This is a genomic window from Paenibacillus bovis (genome assembly GCF_001421015.2).
In the GTDB taxonomy this organism is placed as follows: domain Bacteria; phylum Bacillota; class Bacilli; order Paenibacillales; family Paenibacillaceae; genus Saccharibacillus; species Saccharibacillus bovis.
Genome location: NZ_CP021170.1, coordinates 66017 through 86031, shown reverse-complemented (window position 1 = coordinate 86031; position 20015 = coordinate 66017). Strand labels below are relative to the sequence as shown.

The 20015-nt window shown below is 43.8% G+C and carries 24 protein-coding genes; 3 read left to right on the top strand and 21 right to left on the bottom strand.

Features of this window, described 5'->3' with window-relative positions; translation table 11 throughout:
• From AR543_RS23570 to AR543_RS23475, 18 genes are all read right to left on the bottom strand, one after another.
• Positions 1–3234: a hypothetical protein gene (locus AR543_RS23570; RefSeq protein ID WP_162495396.1), complete on the bottom strand. Its 3234-nt coding sequence runs from the start codon at positions 3232–3234 to the stop codon at positions 1–3.
• 44 nt (positions 3235–3278) lie between these two features.
• A complete protein-coding gene (locus AR543_RS23560) occupies positions 3279–3644 on the bottom strand; it encodes a hypothetical protein (protein ID WP_087071428.1) in 366 nt (121 codons plus the stop codon).
• A 61-nt stretch (positions 3645–3705) separates the two neighbouring features.
• Positions 3706–4146, bottom strand: coding sequence for a hypothetical protein (locus AR543_RS23555; RefSeq protein ID WP_087071427.1), 441 nt, complete (start codon positions 4144–4146; stop codon positions 3706–3708).
• 37 nt (positions 4147–4183) lie between these two features.
• The gene (locus AR543_RS23550) at positions 4184–5014 is read right to left on the bottom strand and encodes a metal-dependent hydrolase (RefSeq protein WP_087071426.1); all 831 of its coding nucleotides are present in this window, start codon (positions 5012–5014) and stop codon (positions 4184–4186) included.
• Positions 5015–5092: 78 nt separating this feature from the next.
• A complete protein-coding gene (locus tag AR543_RS23545; protein ID WP_087071425.1) occupies positions 5093–6127 on the bottom strand; it encodes a CpaE/TadZ family protein in 1035 nt (344 codons plus the stop codon).
• A gap of 204 nt (positions 6128–6331) precedes the next feature.
• The gene (locus AR543_RS23540) at positions 6332–7012 is read right to left on the bottom strand and encodes a hypothetical protein (RefSeq protein ID WP_087071424.1); all 681 of its coding nucleotides are present in this window, start codon (positions 7010–7012) and stop codon (positions 6332–6334) included.
• 81 nt (positions 7013–7093) lie between these two features.
• The gene (locus AR543_RS23535) at positions 7094–7450 is read right to left on the bottom strand and encodes a hypothetical protein (protein ID WP_087071423.1); all 357 of its coding nucleotides are present in this window, start codon (positions 7448–7450) and stop codon (positions 7094–7096) included.
• A 16-nt stretch (positions 7451–7466) separates the two neighbouring features.
• Entirely contained in the window at positions 7467–8474 is a 1008-nt protein-coding gene (locus AR543_RS23530; RefSeq protein ID WP_087071422.1) for a hypothetical protein, read from the bottom strand.
• A gap of 149 nt (positions 8475–8623) precedes the next feature.
• Complete coding sequence (locus AR543_RS23525; RefSeq protein ID WP_087071421.1) at positions 8624–9397, bottom strand: DUF1492 domain-containing protein; 774 nt, start codon at positions 9395–9397, stop codon at positions 8624–8626.
• Positions 9398–9775: 378 nt separating this feature from the next.
• Positions 9776–10120, bottom strand: coding sequence for a hypothetical protein (locus AR543_RS23520; RefSeq protein ID WP_087071420.1), 345 nt, complete (start codon positions 10118–10120; stop codon positions 9776–9778).
• On the bottom strand, positions 10117–10347 hold the full coding sequence (locus AR543_RS23515) for a hypothetical protein (RefSeq protein ID WP_087071419.1): 231 nt from the start codon (positions 10345–10347) through the stop codon (positions 10117–10119). The genes AR543_RS23520 and AR543_RS23515 overlap by 4 nt, the downstream gene beginning before the upstream one ends.
• A gap of 129 nt (positions 10348–10476) precedes the next feature.
• Complete coding sequence (locus AR543_RS23510) at positions 10477–11223, bottom strand: hypothetical protein (protein WP_087071418.1); 747 nt, start codon at positions 11221–11223, stop codon at positions 10477–10479.
• An 18-nt stretch (positions 11224–11241) separates the two neighbouring features.
• Positions 11242–11613, bottom strand: a complete 372-nt coding sequence (locus AR543_RS23505; protein WP_145953959.1) for a hypothetical protein — start codon at positions 11611–11613, stop codon at positions 11242–11244.
• Positions 11614–11677: 64 nt separating this feature from the next.
• Positions 11678–12088 carry a hypothetical protein gene (locus AR543_RS23500; RefSeq protein WP_087071416.1) on the bottom strand — a complete coding sequence of 137 codons (411 nt, stop codon included), beginning with the start codon at positions 12086–12088 and terminating at the stop codon, positions 11678–11680.
• Between the two features lie 381 nt (positions 12089–12469).
• A complete protein-coding gene (locus AR543_RS23490) occupies positions 12470–12721 on the bottom strand; it encodes a hypothetical protein (protein WP_087071414.1) in 252 nt (83 codons plus the stop codon).
• A gap of 93 nt (positions 12722–12814) precedes the next feature.
• A complete protein-coding gene (locus tag AR543_RS23485; RefSeq protein ID WP_087071413.1) occupies positions 12815–13129 on the bottom strand; it encodes a hypothetical protein in 315 nt (104 codons plus the stop codon).
• Entirely contained in the window at positions 13129–13518 is a 390-nt protein-coding gene (locus tag AR543_RS23480; RefSeq protein WP_087071412.1) for a hypothetical protein, read from the bottom strand. The genes AR543_RS23485 and AR543_RS23480 overlap by 1 nt, the downstream gene beginning before the upstream one ends.
• Positions 13519–13905: 387 nt before the next feature.
• On the bottom strand, positions 13906–14424 hold the full coding sequence (locus AR543_RS23475; protein ID WP_087071411.1) for a hypothetical protein: 519 nt from the start codon (positions 14422–14424) through the stop codon (positions 13906–13908).
• A gap of 172 nt (positions 14425–14596) precedes the next feature.
• On the opposite strand from AR543_RS23475, the gene AR543_RS23470 reads away from it, so the two are divergent.
• The gene (locus AR543_RS23470; RefSeq protein WP_158524025.1) at positions 14597–14959 is read left to right on the top strand and encodes a helix-turn-helix domain-containing protein; all 363 of its coding nucleotides are present in this window, start codon (positions 14597–14599) and stop codon (positions 14957–14959) included.
• Here AR543_RS23470 and AR543_RS23465 read toward each other — a convergent pair.
• Positions 14937–15284 (bottom strand): hypothetical protein, encoded by a 348-nt coding sequence (locus AR543_RS23465; protein ID WP_158524024.1) that lies wholly within the window; start codon positions 15282–15284, stop codon positions 14937–14939. The genes AR543_RS23470 and AR543_RS23465 overlap by 23 nt on opposite strands.
• A 529-nt stretch (positions 15285–15813) precedes the next feature.
• On the opposite strand from AR543_RS23465, the gene AR543_RS23460 reads away from it, so the two are divergent.
• The gene (locus AR543_RS23460) at positions 15814–17085 is read left to right on the top strand and encodes a ParM/StbA family protein (RefSeq protein WP_158524023.1); all 1272 of its coding nucleotides are present in this window, start codon (positions 15814–15816) and stop codon (positions 17083–17085) included.
• Positions 17085–17510: a hypothetical protein gene (locus tag AR543_RS23455; protein ID WP_087071407.1), complete on the top strand. Its 426-nt coding sequence runs from the start codon at positions 17085–17087 to the stop codon at positions 17508–17510. Before AR543_RS23460 ends, AR543_RS23455 begins: the two co-directional genes overlap by 1 nt.
• Before the next feature lie 1952 nt (positions 17511–19462).
• Here the strand turns inward: AR543_RS23455 and AR543_RS23450 are convergent.
• Together AR543_RS23450 and AR543_RS23445 are read right to left on the bottom strand one after the other, a co-directional pair.
• Entirely contained in the window at positions 19463–19642 is a 180-nt protein-coding gene (locus AR543_RS23450; protein WP_087071406.1) for an aspartyl-phosphate phosphatase Spo0E family protein, read from the bottom strand.
• A gap of 64 nt (positions 19643–19706) precedes the next feature.
• The gene (locus tag AR543_RS23445; protein ID WP_087071405.1) at positions 19707–19931 is read right to left on the bottom strand and encodes a hypothetical protein; all 225 of its coding nucleotides are present in this window, start codon (positions 19929–19931) and stop codon (positions 19707–19709) included.
• Positions 19932–20015 lie beyond the last annotated feature (84 nt).

The following is a 20015-nucleotide window of genomic DNA, read 5'->3' as shown; positions in this document are numbered from 1 at the left end:
CTATTCTTTCTTTTTACGCGTTCCTCGTTTAGGAAGGGTACTTTTAGCGGCATCCGACGCAGCGGCTTTGGCACCCTCTTGTTGAACACGCTTCTGGGCCGCTTTCGCGCCTGCTTTAGCGCCTGCTTTGAGTCCCTGGCTTCCTGCTGCTTTAAGAGAACCGGTAGATAAAAGCGTCGCACCTGCAGCGACAGCACCCGAGCGAACAGCAGCACCTGCTCCATCTTTCGCTGCTTGCTTCGCTACTGCTTTTTGTGCTTCATTTTTTACAGGCGCGGCAGCAGGAGACTCCGAAGAAGGCGACTCCATGCGATAAGCGTTCATTTTCAGCTTCCGGTTACCCGTATGCTGCACACGGGAAGGACGCGGGTGATCCGATAAACGAGCTGCATCGCTACTGTCGCCGCTACGGCGCATCGGCAAGACGGAACCTCCACTTACTGAACCTACCGGAGCAGGTGCTGCAGCCGCTGCCGTAGCAGGGAGCTGATAACCTTTCATCGCCATTTTGGATTGTCCTTTACCTTGAAGCTTTGCAGGACGTGGACGACTCGATATCCGCATAGCATCAGTATGATCACCGTTTCGGCGCATCGGAAGCTTGTTGGAAGCGATCATTCCCGGAGCTGCTCCTGAAGTAGCTTCAGGAATCGCTACAGGCAGCATTTCCGCTGACTTCACTGACCAGTTCCCTTCCATCCGCTGTACCCGACTCGGTTTTTTATAATTTGGATGTGCGGTACTTGGCAGCTCCGACAAAATAACAGGAAGCGGCGCTGCAGCGGCTTCCCAGATATGTGGGGCTTCTTCTGGTTTCGAATTCATTTTCCGATTGACATGAGCCGATTCGCCAGCACGTTCTTTTTTGACGCGCCGTTTTACATAGTTCTCAAAGCTACCCATATCCAGTCCATTTGTTGGCGCAGATCCATACGTAATCGCAGTTTGGTCTTGGATCACTTTCACCTCACCGCTTCGAGTCGTCCAGTACGGCCGGCGTCCTTTCCGGTAGTCGTTATACGCTTGCTCGAAAGCCTCGTACTGATCAGCACGTACAAACAGCTCTGTATCGCTATCGCTGGTTTCGATCGCCTCCAGCAGTTCGTTATATTTGCCGGACTTTTCCCATGTATCCAGCATCTCGTTTAAGAATCGAGAGTCTGGCGGAAGTTCGACGCGCATCACTTTGGTTGTGGTTCCACGCGCTTTACCAAGATCCAACATCGCCTGTTCTATATCGCTTGAATGAACCCAAAGTCCATCGCTGCGAAGGTCTGCATATTTGGTCCAGCTGGCTCCTTCTTTTTGAGCCTGCTTGAGGGCTGCTTTGGCCTCTGCATACGGCATATTCACGCGTTGATACGTATCTTGATCGTGAGCGAGTTGATCCAGCACTGCCCGGCTGCTTTCGCTGTTGTCGGCGTGAATGCGGCCAGTATTCGCATCGACGCTAACCCCTTCATTGAGATACTGGCTGCTTTGAAGATCATAGCCAAGTTCGGCATCCTCCAGATTTTTCAGCAGCTGCGTAGGGTCACCGGTAATCATCAAGGAGCGACCATCCAGCGATGACACCTGCGCGCGAAGGCCTTTCGGAAGATTATGGATCCACTGCTGAGCAGCCTCTTCGGCTCCAGCAGCGAGTTGAACAGATGTCTGACGAGTGAAACCAGCCGCATCCATGGTTTTCTGCAGGCTCCGTCCAGAATCCAGCAAGCTGAGCCCTCGGAACGATGCTGGCGCAATATCCTCATCCTCCAGTGTCTCGATAGACTGCACCCAATCGGCAGCGGCAGGTTCCTGCAGATACATATCAGCCTGCGGATCATTGATGGCCTGCTGATACCGGCTGCGCGAGCTTTTATTTCCATTCATCCGGTTCTGCATCTGACGCTCACGCTCTTCGCGCATTCGGCGCCCTTGATCGGCCATACTTTTAGATTTATCTGACCAGGATTTGGCTTTTTTCTGAAGACCGGTCAGACCAAACTGTGAACCTACATGGCCAATAAAATCGGCCAAGTGATTACCCGCAATGCCCAGACCTTCCAGCGTAGCGCCTCCGCCCAGTGTAACGGGGTCACTCATCGCAAACCACAGCGGGCGCAGCCACTGGTTATATAAAATAAAAGAGGCGACCAGGGCAAGAAAACAAATGAACCAGGTTGCCGGTATGCCCAGATCATATAGCCAGCCTTCTTGATTTAGCGTTTGGTTTTGGAGTTTCACCGACCAGCCCCAAAAAAGAGCCATGAGATAACCGGCCAGTGTTGTCCGGACAAATAAATTTAAAAAGCCCGTGATCGGATCAATTCTACCCAGCATGGCAGAAATAGATACGTATACGGGCGATAAGATAGAAAGCAGGACGATCGCAATCAGTTTAATAAACGTCATAAGGGTCATGGTATCCACGACCGTAAGTAAAAACAGGAACATGGTGAAAATTCCGCCTTTTTCAGCGGATAGCGTTTGCGTTAACGTTTGTTCCTTGAAGGTAGGATCGCTAAGGGCTTTACCGCCCACGACCATCGATTTGAGCACATTGTCACCAGAAATATTTTTATAATCGATGCCGGTACCGCCTACCATGCTTTCAAGCGATGTAGCTGTAAAACCATTTACTCCGACATTGATAATATTGATAATGGTCAGGCTCAGTACACTGCAGACAAAACAAATCATAAAGTTTTTCAAGATCGGACCCGGTGCTTTATTTCCGCGTATCAAACTGTAGGCGAGTAAAAGTACCGCTACGACCATCAGCACAAAAGATATCGTCATAAAAATAGACCAGGCATTTTGCACAAAGACCATTTCTGCAACACGTGGGGTAAATAAGAAGCTTCGAGCAAAAAGATCCATGATCGGCTCCACCGAATCATTCGCCCATAAGATGACCACACTATTGATTGCATCGTAGATCAGTTTCCCGCTCATTAAATCCTGGAACGTTTTGAGCATGGCATCGACTTTTTCCATCAAGTCCGTGACCCACTGCGGAATGTACCAGGCATCACCGCCTCCGCCTCCATCACTTGCTGCTCCTCCGGATGCACCGCCAGACGCTCCGCCTGCTGCACCGCCGCCTCCGCCCCCTCCTCCACCGGCTGCGCTGGCTACCAGCATATCTGGATGGACTACTCCAGCAAGGACAGGGAAGCCCTCAGCCGCCCCTCTCAGCGATGCTGCTTGCGCCGGATGCGCATAGATAGACAGTACGACAAAAAGCAAAATAGCGGCTCCTGAGAGCCCGAAAAGACGTTTTTTTATATTCATCACGTAGACCATCCATTCTCTATCGCCAAATTATAAAGTTGTTCGAATAAAACCAGTATGGATCCGGACATGACCAAAAAAAGGATCAGACCGGCTGCTCCCATACGAACCCAAAAATCGGTATCGGCCAGATTCGCTCGTGCTGTACGGGTAGCGGCGAGAAAAGTGAACACCCGCATCAACCAGTAACAAAATAAACCAATCAAAAGAATCGAGATGACTACATTCAGTCCAATGAAAATCTGATCGGCTTTACTGATCAGGCCGGTATTAACCGGATAGATCTTTTTCATTTGCTCCCAATATTCTTCAAAAACGCCGGTATCCTGTAAATAAAAAAGCGTTTGTATACGCGGAAGGATCATATATTACCTCCTATTACAAAAAATAAGCTTCCTCGCTTTTTCACGAGGAAGCTAAGATCCATCATTTTTTAGTATTCGTATCAGAGGCTTCTGTCGTTGTACCGCTAAGATTTTGATTACCCATCCAGTCGTAGGCATCTCCGAGCCAGCTAAACAGCGTACCCGAAAGGAACAGGAATAACAGAAGGACGGTTACGCCGGCTTCCACCAGAAACTTTTTATTCTTAAATGAATCTTTTCCGCTTCGCACTTTGGCGACCCAGATAAACAGATCATAAATCAGTTTAATCAGGATGAATAAAACAACGACGGACAAAATAATACCTAAAACAATCAGTACAAAATCCAGCCCCTCAAGGATATCCCAACGCATGTATACATACTCTTTCAGTTTGTCAAAGGGATTGACTTTCGAGTCTCCTTTATCTGCTGCGAATGCCGAAATTGGCAATACAAAAAACGCCATCAAAAAAGCGATGACGGATGGTCCCCATTTTTTCATAAGGGTTCTTCCTTTCTATTCTGCTCATTTTGTGTAATTACATGTGAAGTAAAGGGATAAATAATCCAACGCCCCAAAGAACGAAGCTGGCCATCCAGCAAAACCGAGAGATTGTATTTTCTGCTTTCCCGCCGTTACTGAACCAGTGCAGCGCCACGCCTATTTTGGGAGCGAGCAGCGAATGAATACCTTCACTGCCAAAAATATCGCCCGCCAGATGCGCCCACCAGCCTGTGATCAGACCAATCGCTATCGCCTGCAGCCACCAAACTTCGCCGCCAGCAAACGACCACAGACCAAGGCTGAGAGCAGCTGCAAATTCAGGAGTATGGATAATTCCCCGGTGCTGCACGATCGGTAAGATTAAAAAAGCAACGCCGGCAAAAGCCGTGATCCAGTGCCAGTCATACACATGGAATCCGTATAGCAGTAAAATACCGACTGCGCTGAATACCAGCGTTCGCATGTGAGCCAACAGCATGGACAACAATCCGGCTGTCATGATCAATAAGCCCGATAAGGAAGCCAGCGGCGAAGCGGCTACCGGTAGATGCTGCAGCCCTTTCCATAAGGATTGCTCGCTCAGTGGCCAGTAGGCGCCCATAAGCAGCCAGATCAGTAGCCCGGCTACCAGACCTATCACTCCACCGGTTCGCAGTTTTCGCCTGGTTTTAGCTGAAAACTGAACATGATTGCTGACCGTGCCTGTTTTGTGGTCTGCATCCGGGAGTAAAGCCGCTACCGTCGTTACACCGACGACAGCTGCGCGCGCTAACAGCCCCAAAAGTCCGCTTGGATAGGGTAAAGGGGCAATCGCTACCAGCGAACCGGCAAGTGCCCCGAGCGCCATATGACCTTTTTTGTTCATCGTATCACCTCCTTTCCAGGCATAAAAAAAGCAGCCTCCGATGGAGACTGCTGGGATTCGGTAACGTGCGGGCTCTTTTTATTTACCGAAATTAAACAATTTGGCTGTACGTTTTTTGGGTTTGGATAGTACGGAGCTCAGTAAAGCCGCCAGGACATCGCTGGACTCCGCTTCCACCTCCAGCGGGTCATAATGGATCGGCAGCGCATGAATCAGACGTCCCGGCATGATTTGCTGAAGCTCACTGATTGTAGACTTGCTGCCAAATGGAATTACGACTTGAACACGTTCATTACGGCGATGCTGAAATTTATTAATTACACGTGCGGGATCGGGCAGACGATATTGGGCACCTGATCCGATCAGAATCGGAACATGCGCGCGGAAAAATAACAATTCATTCTCGGTTTGTAGTAGCTCGCCCATATCATAGATGATGTAATCAAATTCCTGCTGGACCGCTTCCAGGGTCTGGTCGTCCACTGTACTATCAAAAAAGGAAATCCCAGCGATGTTGTAGTACAAGCGGTCGAGCTGATCAGCCATAGGCGTTCGGCCATTTAAAATAAACTGCAGCGTACGCAGGGATTCTCGGCCTTCTACTCCGCCCTCCCAGATCGCTACTCTAGCTTTATATTTTTTCTTTAGATAGGTGGCGAGCATCAAGGACAGATACGTGCTGCCTGCGCCAGAAAATACGGTAGATACCGCAATCACTTTGGTTTCACCAGAATCAATCGGCACTTGCGGAATCATTTGAACGTCGCCCCCGCCGCCATATTGGATCAGCGACTGGATCCAGGAGGATTGCGGCCACACCTCTGCCGCTCCGATCGCTGTCCATTGCCGGGTCACTTGAGCGGTAACCTTGCTACATACCACAACGATCTCTGTATCCATCATTTGGTCTCGGTAAGGAACTAGCATCGATAGTGCTTCTTCAGCCTCATTTTCGCCCAGCACAATAAGTGCAATGCTGAGGGATACACTCTTTTTTTGGAGACTCTCCAAGGACTTTACTTCCTCCATGGTCATAGAGGGTAAAATAGCAGACGTTTGATTTTCTCTTTCCAGACCAAAAGTTAAAATACGCATAGGTTTTACGGTGTTCATCGGTGGGGGTCCTCCTCGTGGACGTGGGTTATAGAATAAAAAAAGCCGCCCGGTGAGGGGCGGCTGATATCTTTCGCTATTTATTATTATATCGGACTTTTGAGGACAAAGTGTCCAATTTTAGTACTCATTTAGTATAAAAAAAGTATAAATTTAGTCTAATTTAGCCCTTTTTTTATAGATGAGCTACTTTTTGAGCTCTTTTTAAATGATGTGCAGTGCTTCGGCTAGCTTATATAAAGCTGATTTTTTTCGAGTAAAGTAGGTTCCCCGGGAGATTTGAAGTTCAGCTGCAACTGCGCTTTCTTTCATCTCTCCTTCTTCCGACAGATAAGCAACTTCTACAAAGTCTCGTTGTTTGCCATCCAGGCTGCCAAGAGCAACCTCCATCAGCGCAATTAAGATCGCATTTTTGTTAACTGTACGCCGTAAATCAATGACGGCAAGATGCGGTGCCATAACGGCACGTTCTACTTGGGAAGAAGGAAGGCCGCTGCCACCCATGAATTCACCATAACTCGCGGTCATTTTAATCTCATCCATATCGGCATGCATGTTTTGCTCAATCTCGTTGATTTGCTGCTTCAGTATTTCCTGACGCTGCTTAATCTTTTTATACTGATAAAGCCGGTCTATCACAACTTTTTGAAATACTTTATCCAGCGAAGCAGGCAGGTTACTATCGGCATCTTCAGGCAGTACTGATTGCGAGTAAGCTGGTACGTGAGCTGCCAGATCCTCTTCAATCTGTTGCAACTCCTCACTAAGATGTTCTCGGATTATAGAGGGTAGATTTTTACGTGCAAGCTGGCCTTCAATGACCTTTTTACGAGCCCATTTATATTCATTTGGAAGTTCAATGGATTGACGAATCGCTGTAGACATTGTTTTTTCCCCTTTCGTGGTTCGCTTGGATATCTTGTGACCATGTTTTCCCTCATGCTCACCCAAGCTCTTGCTTGTATTTTATTTTTGAGTTGTAGTCGGTTCTGGTGGTAGCGCAGCAGTTTCTTCTTTTTCCAAAGAAGCGGCCCAGCGAGACTTCTCTGGTAGAGGTAGTGGCTCCGAAGGTTCTTTTCCTTCCGGATCCGGCTGCCCATGACGTTTACTTTTAAACTTTTGGATATATTCTTGTTTGAATTTTTCCCGGTTTCCTTCTTTTTGGACCCGCTGTTCTCGTTGCCGATCTCGTTTAGCGATTAAGATCCGTAAGGCGACCATCATCATAAACAGAATAACAATACCGGTCCATAGTAGAGGATGATTGGTAAACAGCAGCAGATAGGAATGATCTATACGGAATTCGGGCAGCATAGCAGTCATATACGCCTCCCCTTTCTCAGCTGTTCGACAGGCTGGAAGCCTTCAAAATAGGCCCGAGCGGGGCAAGTAGGGCTTCGATGACTTTGCTGCTTTCTGGCTGGATTTCGAAGACCTCTCGGTGCATCGGCATCGCATACGACATCCGCCCCGGTTCCAAGTGTTTGACCATATTCATGATCTCTTGGTTTGCATAAGGAATCAGCAGCTGCACACGCTCAATGCGGCGCTTGCTGGCGAAGCTATTTAAAATCTGGATACCTTTCGGCAGTTTCCATGATGCTCCTTCGCAAAGGAAAATAGGCACTTCCGCCCGGAAAAACAGATATTCGTGAGGCGCACACTGCAAAGTCCCCATATCGTAAATGATGTAATCAAATTCTTGCTGCAGGATCTCGATCGTTTGATCATCGACAACCGAATCGATAATCGTCAAACCATGGAGTTTATACTGCATCGATAAGGTCTGCTCACCGCCCAGGGTATACAGCATATGCCGGTACGTCCCCAGGCCTTGAACACCGCATTCCCAGATCGCTACCCGGGCATGACACACTTCCTGCAGATACATAGCCAGCAAAAGCGATGTATGAGTACTGCCACTATTGGGATGGGCACTGGCTACAGCGATACGGTGAACCTTGGATGCTGCAGGCGCCTCTTCTTGGATCGGCTGAGCCGCATAGTCCAGCAGCTGCTCCGGCCAGTCACTCAAAAGCCATACTTCAGAAGCGCCCGCCTCCGTCCAGTGTCTCGCAGCTTCTGCTTCTTCATGCTCTACCAGGACCACAATCTCCGTCATGGGTTCTGCTGCTTCTTGATCTGGATAGCAATCTGCCAGCCGCTGACGAATAGCCGGCAGTTCGGTAGGTGCGTTCACTGCGTTTAGCACCACGAGGTGCGGCTGAGCGAGCTCAATCTGTTCAAAAAGATGGGGTAAATCACGCGATGCAAACAATCGCAGCGCATCTTCGGTGAGCCGGTCTGTTTCCAGAGGGACGCCGTGCAGGTAAATCAGTGGGATCATATCCCTTCCTCCTTATTGAGTGTTATATACATAAAAAAAGCCGCCGGATCGGCGACTTCTCGATGGGCTAATGTAATTGTACCGAATGGGTGGATCGGCAGTGTTTCACTGGTAGATCAAAATGTTTCATTTTGTTTCATTTTTCACTTTTATTTCTTTTTGGTCTTATTTTCAAACTCTTGAACCTTATCGGTATAGTACTCATGCGAAATGATTCTCAGCTGTTTAGCCAAATTTAAAAGGGCCCTTTTCTTTCGGCGGTAAAACGTAACGCGGGAGATTTTCAGCTGCAGGTAAATATCTGTTTGTTTCCAGGCCGGGCGTGCTTCCACAAAAGCGACCAGCAACAGCTGTCTCTCTTTTGGATTCAAGTGGTCAATGGCCCGGCTCATCCCCATAATTTCTCGTTCACACTCCATATAAGTGCACTCCATCTCTTCCATCGTTCGCATATGGTCAAAAGCTGCTCTTTCAGCAGGCGAAGACGGAAAACCGCCGCTGCCCTGGATACTTCCTGTATAATTCCTAACCATACTGAGCGTATGATCCGAAAAGTGGGTACGTACAAAATCGAGCCGTTGTTTGATCTTCGCCTGGCGTCCGAGCGTGGTGCGGTAACTCTCCAGCCGGCTGATAACGACTTGTTCATAATCATCCAGTGCTTCAGGAAGAGTAGCTTGTAAGTCATGCTCTACAGCTCCTTTAGTACGCTGCAGCTGCCTTTCATATTCAGCCTTGCTAATTTGTAAATCGATCTGCTGTATCTCTGCTTGCAGCCCCTCTAAGGTGTTGCCCAGCGGGATCTGGCCTTGAAGCATTTTTTCCAAGTAATACTTGCGTAGTTTCCAATCCTCTATACTGATCTGGATTTCCCTGGTGGATGCAGCATTGAGCTCTGGATAGAATGAATGAACTTGTTCCATGGTACTCCCCCTTATTTTTCGTTCTTTATTATCTAAAACCCTGATGGCAGGCGCCTTTCTTGTGTGATCTCAAAATATGGATGCTTTTTCTTGTTCTCTTTTATTCTCAAAAGTAAAGGAATAGATATAGCGCCAATGAACAAATCACCAGGCACCCTATAATCAATAAAAGTGAATAATCCGCAACCAACATTAAAAAGAGCATGGGTAAAGGAGCGATATTGCTTAATTCGTATAGCACAACTGCGCAGAGTATCAAGCAGCCGACAATAAATATGATCGGGTGATTAGCAACGAAATAGGCTGGGTGCGATGGGGTGCTGACGGAAAGGGTTCGGGTAGATATCACGGCTTTTCCTCCTCTTTTTTGATATTTCATTAGGATTCAATAAGCAGCGCCTTTACCATCCGGTTCTCGTCCACCTGCAGGGTAACGGCTTGGTTCTTTTGTACTCGGTATGCATCACTGCTGGGCGACTTGCCTGCCAGGGAAAGGTAGAAAACTTCGCTGCCGATCATTAGCATGCGCATCTGTTTGTAGTACCCACTCGCCGGTCCTTCTTCGAGAGTATAAAGGTCTTGAATATCTGTTATAATCCCTTCTACTTCCCGGTACTCCGGTGCAGCCCCTGACCAGGTTGCACTCGTGAAAATTAAAAATAGGGCAGTCAGCGATACAGCTATACTCAAACTCACTATCCGTTTAGTCGACATACGTTTCATGTTATGCTCTCCTTTGGCTGGGGGTTGATCCACTCATCCATATTCCAGATGACTTGGTCCCCGCAGCATCGAACTTGAACGACAAGACCCTCAACAATCCACTGATTGGGCATTTGGTTTTGAAAAAGGGCCCAGGCTGGTTCTCCAGCTTTGATCTGGCTGCAGTAGCTCTTTCTTTCTGCTTTTTCGGTCCAATACCAAATGTCTGAAATCTTGTTCTCTTCCATCACTTATCAACCTGACCTTTAAATATGATATAGGGGCTCTCAGCGGCTTTCTAAGCTTATTTAGGGGACCATTGGGGCTTTAGTTAACCCCAAATCACCTTTACGCGAGCATAGAGCATGGTAGGCGAGCTATTTAATCTCCGTAAACCGGTAATTTTTAGGCAAGTGAATCGTATGATTGTAGTCTCCAGGCATATATTCAGCTTGCTTGTCTGGAATCAAGCATAGGATTTCACCTGAGCAAAGCTTCTTCTCGCGCTGATCCGGATCCACTACGCCGAGCGGCTCTCTTAATGTTACATACTCTACAACTGGTGACCCATCTGTAGATAAGTCCATTTGACTCGGAAATTTTTCGGTACGGGTAATGAGTTTGCCGTCTTTTTCATAAGACATCACCATCGGGGTAAGAAGTTCAGAATGGCTCTTTATATCCCCGGTACCTGAGATGAATGATCCCGTCGTTTCCGTCTGTACTTCGGGAGCCATTTTCAAATACACAAGTGTATGCTTTTCTGCCGGTAAAGAAGCCAAGTAAGGTTCAGCTGTCTTCATTTTCCATTGCTCAATTTGGTTCTCAACCGCGGCTGCTGCAGTTTCTTTGGCATTATTATACGTACTCATAGAGAGAAGAGCGCTGACCAGAACTGAGATAATCGCTGAACCTGTCACAAAAGTACCTAATACTATCACCAGTTTTTCTAACGAAAAATCTATTTTTCCTTGTAAGATCTTCTCGGAAGAAGCCATAAATAATAGCATCAGAACGAATATTGAAACCAATAAAAGGCTAGGAAAAGAATAATGATATTCAAACTGAGGTGACAGGCCCTCAAAGATTTGTTGATACTTCGCATTAACCTCTGCTGCTGTCAACGTGTCATCCTCCTTCTATCAAAACCCGTAAACGTATTTGTTATCGAAACCGGTTAACCATTCTTCCATGATCACGTCCCAGCAGCTCGGGTTCTGGTACGTAGCATGCATAAAGGCGCTGCCGGCATAGACACAGCAGATCGGAATAAGGATTAATTCCTCTGCGAAACTGCCATAGGATACAAGCTCTTGCTCTGCCTCTTCTTTCGTGAAAAACAAACAAGACTCTTCAATATCTAGCTGACAAAACGACTGATCAAATTTATCGTAAAAAGCGCCTGGCTGTGATTTTTTTCCGATAACAAAAGCATGAATCTCTTGATTATTTTGGATGTGGTATACCATCGTCATTCCCCTTTTTTTTACTACTTTTAATTTTTTTGCTTTCAAGTACAGGCACTGCATATCGTTTGTTTCATGTGAAACATCTCTTTCAAAAGAGCGCTAATCAGCTTTATCTGCTCACGAGCTCTTTTGAAACGTCGGGTACCTGCAGAATAGGGAGCGCCCAGGCAGCAACATTCAATCGACCGGCTACGACATTCAAGCTGCAGATACGGCTTATCTGGTAGTACTTCTTGTCAATCTGCTGAAAATCGCCGGTAGTCAGTCCCCGAAGGATCTCCTCTTCTTCAAAAATATGATCCCAGTGAATGATCTCTTCTTCTGCAGGAGCGCGCAGCGGGATACGATCCGGATGGTGATCCTGACTGCTGTATCTCACTACGATCCGGCCGCGGACGATTCGGTAATCGATAATACCGATAAGATCCTGTTTCTCCGGCAGATCCGGAACAGTAATGGTGTCCCCAATCTGATAAATCGGATGTGTCGCTTTGTAATTTGCTTTGATATAAGAGTCCATATACATCGTCCTTTATCGGGTTAAGTAGAGTGGAATAGCGTTATAGTTGTGGCTTATGCTGGATAGGGCTGCACCATACAGGAATAGCGTAGCGAGTGGGTTTGAAGCAAAGTTTGATTTGCGGTGACCTTTCAGGATGAGAAGTAGCCGCGTACTGGGACCAGGCGGATAAAGCAGGGTGTATAGTAAGAGCCCCCATAGCTTCACATAAACGTTCGAAAGACGCCGCATCGGGGTAGATATCCCGGGCTCCGGCGTAATACATTTGATTATCTGGACCGGCGAGAATACCAAACACCATCTGACCTGGTTCTGGTCGTTCTTTTTGAATCCAGAATCTTGTTATAAAGCGTTCTATGATACTGCAGCTGGTATCTGTTATCATGTAGCAGCTACCACTTTCTCCCCTGTCTTGGTATTGATGATCGATACCTCTGCGGTAGTTGGATCTACTTGAAGCTCATACTGTTCATTCTCGTCCAGCTGCTCTGGCGCCTGAACGGTCAGATCACAACTGCAGCTGGGACATTGAGAAATCTCAAACTGATGCATTTCATAAAAGGACTGGCTGCAGCAAGAGCACTTCCACGTCCGGATCACAATCGACATATGGCTTATTTTTTGTTTTTCCACGATGGTTCCCCCTTATCTTTAATTCATGGTTATCCGAACTATACATTTTTCACGTATGACTTAGTGAATCCCGATCAGTCTATACTCTATTAATTATGGCGTGGAGCTTTCTACGGATAATACACCATAATTATTCCCTGTTAAGGTAACGACTTGACCTACTTTTTGATCATCCCAAAGCATGGTATTGATCGGATATTCTTGGCCATTCACTTTGATGTAGTAGGTCGTTGACGCTCCCCATTTTTCGTCTTTGGCAATTGTACGAATCGATTCAATTAATCCCTGCACTTCAAATGTAGGTGTACTTTCAATCTGATCCTGCTTTTTTTGTTGATCGACATGGTAACCCCAAATACAAACAACAAGGAGCATCACTGATACCATAATCACAAAGCTTTTTCCCATTAGCTGCTTTTCCCCTTTAATTTCTTTTGGTTTTTAGATTTTTCGAATTCTTGCAGCGCTACAACAGCAGCCAGGGTGATTTTTCGAGTATGGGGTCTACAAAAATGAATAAGATCCCTGTAGTCCATAGGCAGCTCATATCCACTTACAAGCGTAAGCAGCTGCACTCTAAAGCGAGTTTCACACTGACTCAGTGCCTTATGAACGAGCTCCGTAGTTTGGGCAGCATACTTACAAGGATTGAACTCTGAAGGCTGTCCGTCTGCTCGTATAATGATTACTCGGTCCAAACTGTCTGGTACTTCAAAAATGTAATCCAACTGCTCAGCAGCTAGTTTGTTCAATTCCAAATTCGTTAATGTAACTTTTTCCGTAAGAGTAAGTGTCATGATTAAACTCCTTATGAATAAAAATTAATTAAATCATATAAGGTCGATCAGCGTAGTTGTGTGTTAAAAGATATAAATCCAAATAGCAACCAGCAATAGAAAAAGTGAAAAGAACAAGGGGAATGGTTAATAATAAAATTCCTTTTTTGTTCAAGCCGTTCATAGTAAAGCCTCCTTTAGATTCTCGATTCTCTGTCAATTGAATACATAAATATCCGGCATAGAACTAAAGCTTCTTAACACTCCAGCTTCATCTTCTTTTTTAAAAATCGCTTTCATTCCGATAAATGTAGGAAAGAGAAAGATACGTTTAGCTGGTTGCTCAAGTTAAATATCAAATAGGGACCATCTTAAATCCTTGATAAATCAAACTAGAACCCTTTTAAGTCAAGTGAAGATAGCCCATTGATTTTCAAGCATTGTCATGACTGTTAGGTATTCTTTTTCACTGTCAAGTGAGTATTCACAAAGATAGGCAGCATACTCACCAAAACATACCGGTACGCTTTGCAAACGCTCCGCCACTATTCTTCTGTTCATATCAGTCTTACGAGCAAAAAGACGTCGTTTATGATCAAATGTATTTTCAATCAAGAAGAAGTCATAGTGACCTGTACCGCTAAAAGTGCATTTTTTTGTAAGTGAAGCACCTGGTGTTATTTCTCTGGATTTCCGATGAGTAATTTTAGTAAGTACAGGAAGGGCAGCCAGCATTTCTTTATTTTTCTGATTGTCACCCCAGGACAAAAGAAGAGCTTTTTTTAAGGTATTTAATACATCGCTGCGCTGATCATTTTCTTCTGTTTGAATTAAGTGATCCATAGATCTGATTAATGAATGCTGATCGGATGAACAGTACTGTAAAATGGCAGACATTTTATTAATTTCATCTGGTTGGAACATCATAATTATTCTCCTTTAATAAAGTTGTATAGCAATAAGAATGTCGATTTTTGAACTATAAAGCTTATTATTAAAAAACATTAGCAATATAGTTCTAATAAATGAAAATAGAGTATTACCTTTATCTATAATTTGAGAAGATAAAGGTACTCCAAACTCTAGGGGGATATATAAGTTGGAACTTCAGATAGCTGTAGGTAAGGTTTTACGAGCATTTCGCAAGCAAAAGAAATTCTCCTTAGAAAAAATGGAAAGTAAGATTAATGTAAGTTCCTCCTATCTTTCGAAAGTGGAACGTGGAGTCTCAAATGCGAGTCTGGATGTAATTGAACGCTACTATAGTGCTCTTGATCTTAATACAGATACTTTCTTGTCTGCTTTAAATATATCGGTACAACACAAGCTGGATGAAGATGAATTAAAAATGATGAATGATTATAGTAAGTTAAATCGAAAAGAAAAAGAATCCATCCATTTCATCATTAATCGAATGATACTTGCTAAGGGAAATCAGTTCAGTGCTGATCGGAACGAGTAGCATGGAACAAAATGAAATCAGCTAGTGTTTTCATTTGTATATTTATTCCCGAAATATCATTTCGAAGCGTTGCCAGCTCTAGACGAACAGGCAGCGGCGTTTCATCTTCTTGATTCAATTGGTTAAGTAAGTGTAGCCCCGTCATGAGTAAGGAAGTGTGTTCTCCTCTTGATGTAGAAGAATTCAAAAGTTCCAGGTGTTGTTCATTCACTGGAACGGTTTCACCTGTAATGTAATTCTTAAATTCTTTCGGTATCGTAAGGGATGTAGTCACACCAATCTCTTTAAGTTTTTTGGTTCGGCCTTTTGTATTCAGATTGATCACCACTTATTTTTAAATTTTTCACTCCAAGTGTACTGAAGTGCTCGCGCCAACAAGCTCCAGCATAAGAAATTGCATGATTTCCAAATTACATACTTGGATATATCTGTATCCTAAACAAGTAACAGTATAGAACAGGTTCGTGTGAAACCCTGTTTTAGTTTTTAAACGAACCCCTGAAATTTTTCCTACTTTTAATCAACCGCTGGTTATTATGAACTGATTCTCAAGTCCTTAAATTTTATCTTTTTATAAAATTAAGAAACACTATTTCTGATCACCTCCTAAAGCTATTTAGTCATTATTATATTTTAATGATTAAATAGTTTTTTTATAATCTTAAATACATTATTTTATAGTGTATAAAACACTATAAAATAACTATAAACCAATTTTATGATATTTACACCATAATAATTATATTATAGTTAATTTATAATTATAAAATAATTATTTTATGTGGTATAATTAATTATAGATTCACTATTAAATAATGATAAAGTGAGGGATTCATTTGACTTATTCTGTAAAAATGAAGGATCGAGTAGTTCTAGATTTGGGTAACGTAAAGGCAAAGTCCGAAATTAACGGACAGAATTTACCAAATGTTCCAACAGCAATAAAACGAGTCAATCAGATACCAAAAGTTTCTGACGACAATATCTCGACACGAATCGACCAAATATTCGAAGAATTAACCGTAGAAATTTCGTCAAATGCCATTAATAGAGGAGGATTATTTTATATTGGCCAACGTGCGTTAATGCATCCGCCGGCAATTGCAATGCCGATCAAGAACGGAAAAAAATATGAGAGTGATGTTACAATTATTACAGCACTCGGAATTGTAGCAGCTGATGCAGTTACTCGGGCTTTCAAAGAAATGGGTAGTCTACCAGATTCGATTCAATGCGAGGATGTTTTAGCCAGCATGATCCCGGCTACCCAGGCTGAGCCAATCAATTGCAAACATTTGGAAGATCGTTTTTTAAACGATGGTCATGCGCATACCGTAATCGTATATGTGGGGTATCAAAAAGTTTTGGTGTCGATTACCTTTACAGATGTAAAAGTGACCATGGAAGGGTTGCCGGCAATATATGCGATTCAGAAACATCAGTCAGAGATGTTGGCTGCTATTAAAGCACTGTATACAGAAACAGATTCTGATGATGATAAAACTAAAGAATGGAAGAAGAAAGTAGCGAGTTATACTATCGAGGACATTGTTAGTCAGCGTAGCCTGTCTACTGATATTGGTCACGGGACATCGGATCTGCCGGTTATGAATGGATTAAAACCTGATCGTGAGCGTAGCGAAGGCATTGAGGCAGGCGTTGGTCATGCTGAAGAATCTGCAGCACGCGCTTTAAATGAAGAATTGAGCAACAATTTGACGGTTACGCGTCATCAGTTTGACGATATTTTATTAGATAAATTGCATCCCCATCACGCGACTGCAGTAGAACTGATGGAAACGGCCAACTATGAACAATCCGAGTTTATTTACAACAAATTTACTGAACGTTATCAAGAAATAGGCGGTAATGCTGGTCTATTCCCTGTTTATGGTGGGGGCAGCATTACATTCAAAAAAGATCTTCTTCCTATGATGATGAAATATGCTACATCTGTCCGAGCAATTCTTCTTTGGGTACCTGAAGAACTGGCGCCGTATATGAACCGTGATGGGCTAGAAGTTCTTGCATCCACAATTTTCTTTAGTAAATTTGAGCCGTCCCTAGAAGTCTTAAAACAAGATCTAAAGAACAGTAAAGGGACAACTCAGGAAGGTGAAGGTTGATGGCAAGTAATAAGAAAGACTTCAAAAATATTAGTTTTAAAGTTACAGAAAAAGAGTTTGATCCGGATGTTTTAGAAAAAATCAAAACCTTTTTTAACGCTCAAAAGAGTAAACAAGTCACTATTGGACTAATGACACAGTTTTTTATCGATAATGTAGGATACATGGATCTCAGTAGCTACGAAGGCGTGAAACTGCTCACACAGAGCAAGCTGGCTCGTATAGACCCTCCTGGTACACCACCTGCAGAGTCCTCAGTCACTATGATTGCTTCTCATCCGGATCATCAAGAAACCGAAGCTGCAGTATTGCCTAAAAAAGCTAATAAACCGGCAGAGATTCAGCCTGCTGAAATACAACATAAACCAGCTGAACAGAATCAACAGAATAAAATAGACGACAGCCCTGGTAGAGATGACTTTTAAGCCTCCCAGGGCTTTTTTTCAGCTTTGCTGTTCCGAGACTGTCTGCAGCCCTGGACAATGCTACGCATTGACCACAGCTACAGCCAGCACGGGGATTCCCTCCACCCTTTAAACTCTTCTTTATCTATCTATTATGAATTTTTCATCAAGTTTTAATTTCACAATAGCAATATCGGCATATTCGCTATCTCCATCATACATACCTGTGTATAACTAATCCTACAAACCCAAACTATCCACAACCGTCTAAAAAGGAAGCCTTGCTATGCAAGCCAAAGCTTCTCTACGTTTCGCTTATATATAAAAACAGCCTCCCCACACCCGCCCCTACGTTTTTTTCGGTGAACAATATGATGAAAATGCACAAATTTAAGGGTTGTTTTTGAACTTGGGATGTGGCATGGGCCTTGCGAGTGGACACAGTTCACCTTTATCCCGATCGATGATCGCAAAAAAATAAAAACAAGCGATCGGGATAAGGTCTGCAGATGGTCCTGCCGCCACGCATCGGGGGTCGGCTCCCGGAATTGTATCTGCCACGCGCTTTCGCGCTAACTGCTTTAAAGGATCTCCTTTGGTTGGTTACGGTTCCTATGACCAACCAGGCCACCACAGCCTCGCAGCTACTTCTCAAACCGTAGTCTGATCTAACATACAGTTTCCAGTATGTATCATCGATCCTGTACTACGTACTTTTTCGGAACGGTTGCTTTTTAGGATGGAGTCACATCCTTCCAGCTCTTCGTTTTGCCTTACGTTGGACTGGCTCTTAACCGGATTATGTGCCTGGGGACACGCCCAACATACTTCCGCACGTGCAATTATCTCCCGACAATAGGTATGCAGAAGAAGCCGGCTTCACAGATCCTGGTTAAGGATCGATGGCTGTGATCGATACACAGCAACCCGGAAATAATCACACCTTCGAGGTAAGGCTCTGTCCAGTGCGATCGCAGTTTTTTAACGTGTTATTCCTGCACTTTTGATGCTTAACCACGCAGCCTGGCATAGGCTGAAGCGACCAGCTCCTATCTAAAAAAGGCAATAGGAAACTAAGCCCACATACCCTTATTTTTTGAAATTTCAGGTTTGTGCGCCGATTATTTAGTTTAAAAATCTAAAGTAAGTAGTTTAGAAGTCCTTTACTAGAGGGTTTAAATTAAACTGCCCTTAGTAAATCGACTTATAAACGTATAAATTTATGAAAAATATTAAGTATTTTAAGAAATTAAGCATAATTAAATAAGCCTAGAGAACTATCACTTTTTTGAGTGAAAGCAGGCTGCTCTTCTTCAATTTGAAATGTTAGCATTTTCAAATTGAACTCATGACCACTAAATTCTGTTGTTGAATACGAAAAAAGCCCTAGATTCACCGAAAACACGGCAAATCTAGGGCTTATAAAAACCAGATTTTCAAATTGAACTATAGCATAAAAGCTTGAAATCTGGATAGAGGTATGCTAAATTATAAGTAATTACAACAACCCAAAAATTTTGGCTGTAAATAATTGCTTCTAATGAAGATTGTCTCTTTTGTAAGCTAGATTTTATCCGAGTGCCATCGGTAAATCTGAACCGCTAGACTCAGAATTGGCGTTCTGAGTTCGGCAGCTTATAATGGAGGCTTTTTTCATTTTTCAACGAGCATGTGGTGATGTTGTGATTATCATAGCATACGAAGAATTAAAATAACAATTAAATTTTGATTAGTGGAACTTATTGAGCAGAATTTACATACATTCCGTATGTAAATTCTGCTCTTTTTTTAGTTTAATTATGTTCCGACTTTTGAGTGGGTTTATCATACATCAATTTTCCGAAAAAATACCCCACAATCACCAGCACTATAACAAACCCATAAAGTTGCGTTGCATCCATTGCAATTCTCTCCTTTATTCGTTTAGAATGGAGAGGCGTGGACCGTCGAAAATTCACGCCTCAGTCGGTTGTTCATGCAACCGGCTTTTTCATTGTCTGCAGTTTACTTTGATAACGATTTAGTAAATCATCTAACAGTTTACTCTTCTTTAGCATAATCCCAGAACAAAGCGATGTACTGTCTATCACCAACTGATTAAGTTCTGTTCTAGCTGCTTCGATCTGCGCAGCGAGCTGCTCGATCTGATTCATACTCCTTCCCCCTTAATTTTTATTGCCGGAATGTGACTCTCTACACATTCCGGCCCACAGAAGATTATATCTCTTTTATGTCCTCATTTACTCCATTTAACGTCCATTGTGTAATGAGATTTGTTTCGGTTAGTTTCGGGCTATTTTTCTTCTTATTTTCTAATATCTGATTAATTTGATCCCATTGTTCCTGGTAAAGCGAAAGCGTAATATTTTTTCTTACTTTGTGTAATTTACTTCGACCACTATTTTCTCGTGATCCGCCCCAACCGGTTTCTTTAGAATACATACATCTGATGCTCCTTAACTTGAATTTTGCATATCATTTTTCAAGTTAAAACCATACTATCACACTAAATTTGTGTTGTAAACT

Bases quoted from the DNA above. Each gene is read 5' to 3' on its own strand.
- AR543_RS23560 (WP_087071428.1), bottom strand. From the start codon at position 3,644: ATGATCCTTCCGCGTATACAAACGCTTTTTTATTTACAGGATACCGGC.
- AR543_RS23555 (WP_087071427.1), bottom strand. From the start codon at position 4,146: ATGAAAAAATGGGGACCATCCGTCATCGCTTTTTTGATGGCGTTTTTT.
- AR543_RS23550 (WP_087071426.1), bottom strand. From the start codon at position 5,014: ATGAACAAAAAAGGTCATATGGCGCTCGGGGCACTTGCCGGTTCGCTG.
- AR543_RS23545 (WP_087071425.1), bottom strand. From the start codon at position 6,127: ATGAACACCGTAAAACCTATGCGTATTTTAACTTTTGGTCTGGAAAGA.
- AR543_RS23540 (WP_087071424.1), bottom strand. From the start codon at position 7,012: ATGTCTACAGCGATTCGTCAATCCATTGAACTTCCAAATGAATATAAA.
- AR543_RS23535 (WP_087071423.1), bottom strand. From the start codon at position 7,450: ATGACTGCTATGCTGCCCGAATTCCGTATAGATCATTCCTATCTGCTG.
- AR543_RS23530 (WP_087071422.1), bottom strand. From the start codon at position 8,474: ATGATCCCACTGATTTACCTGCACGGCGTCCCTCTGGAAACAGACCGG.
- AR543_RS23525 (WP_087071421.1), bottom strand. From the start codon at position 9,397: ATGGAACAAGTTCATTCATTCTATCCAGAGCTCAATGCTGCATCCACC.
- AR543_RS23520 (WP_087071420.1), bottom strand. From the start codon at position 10,120: ATGAAACGTATGTCGACTAAACGGATAGTGAGTTTGAGTATAGCTGTA.
- AR543_RS23515 (WP_087071419.1), bottom strand. From the start codon at position 10,347: ATGGAAGAGAACAAGATTTCAGACATTTGGTATTGGACCGAAAAAGCA.
- AR543_RS23500 (WP_087071416.1), bottom strand. From the start codon at position 12,088: ATGGACTCTTATATCAAAGCAAATTACAAAGCGACACATCCGATTTAT.
- AR543_RS23485 (WP_087071413.1), bottom strand. From the start codon at position 13,129: ATGGGAAAAAGCTTTGTGATTATGGTATCAGTGATGCTCCTTGTTGTT.
- AR543_RS23480 (WP_087071412.1), bottom strand. From the start codon at position 13,518: ATGACACTTACTCTTACGGAAAAAGTTACATTAACGAATTTGGAATTG.
- AR543_RS23475 (WP_087071411.1), bottom strand. From the start codon at position 14,424: ATGATGTTCCAACCAGATGAAATTAATAAAATGTCTGCCATTTTACAG.
- AR543_RS23460 (WP_158524023.1), top strand. From the start codon at position 15,814: ATGAAGGATCGAGTAGTTCTAGATTTGGGTAACGTAAAGGCAAAGTCC.
- AR543_RS23455 (WP_087071407.1), top strand. From the start codon at position 17,085: ATGGCAAGTAATAAGAAAGACTTCAAAAATATTAGTTTTAAAGTTACA.
- AR543_RS23450 (WP_087071406.1), bottom strand. From the start codon at position 19,642: ATGAATCAGATCGAGCAGCTCGCTGCGCAGATCGAAGCAGCTAGAACA.
- AR543_RS23445 (WP_087071405.1), bottom strand. From the start codon at position 19,931: ATGTATTCTAAAGAAACCGGTTGGGGCGGATCACGAGAAAATAGTGGT.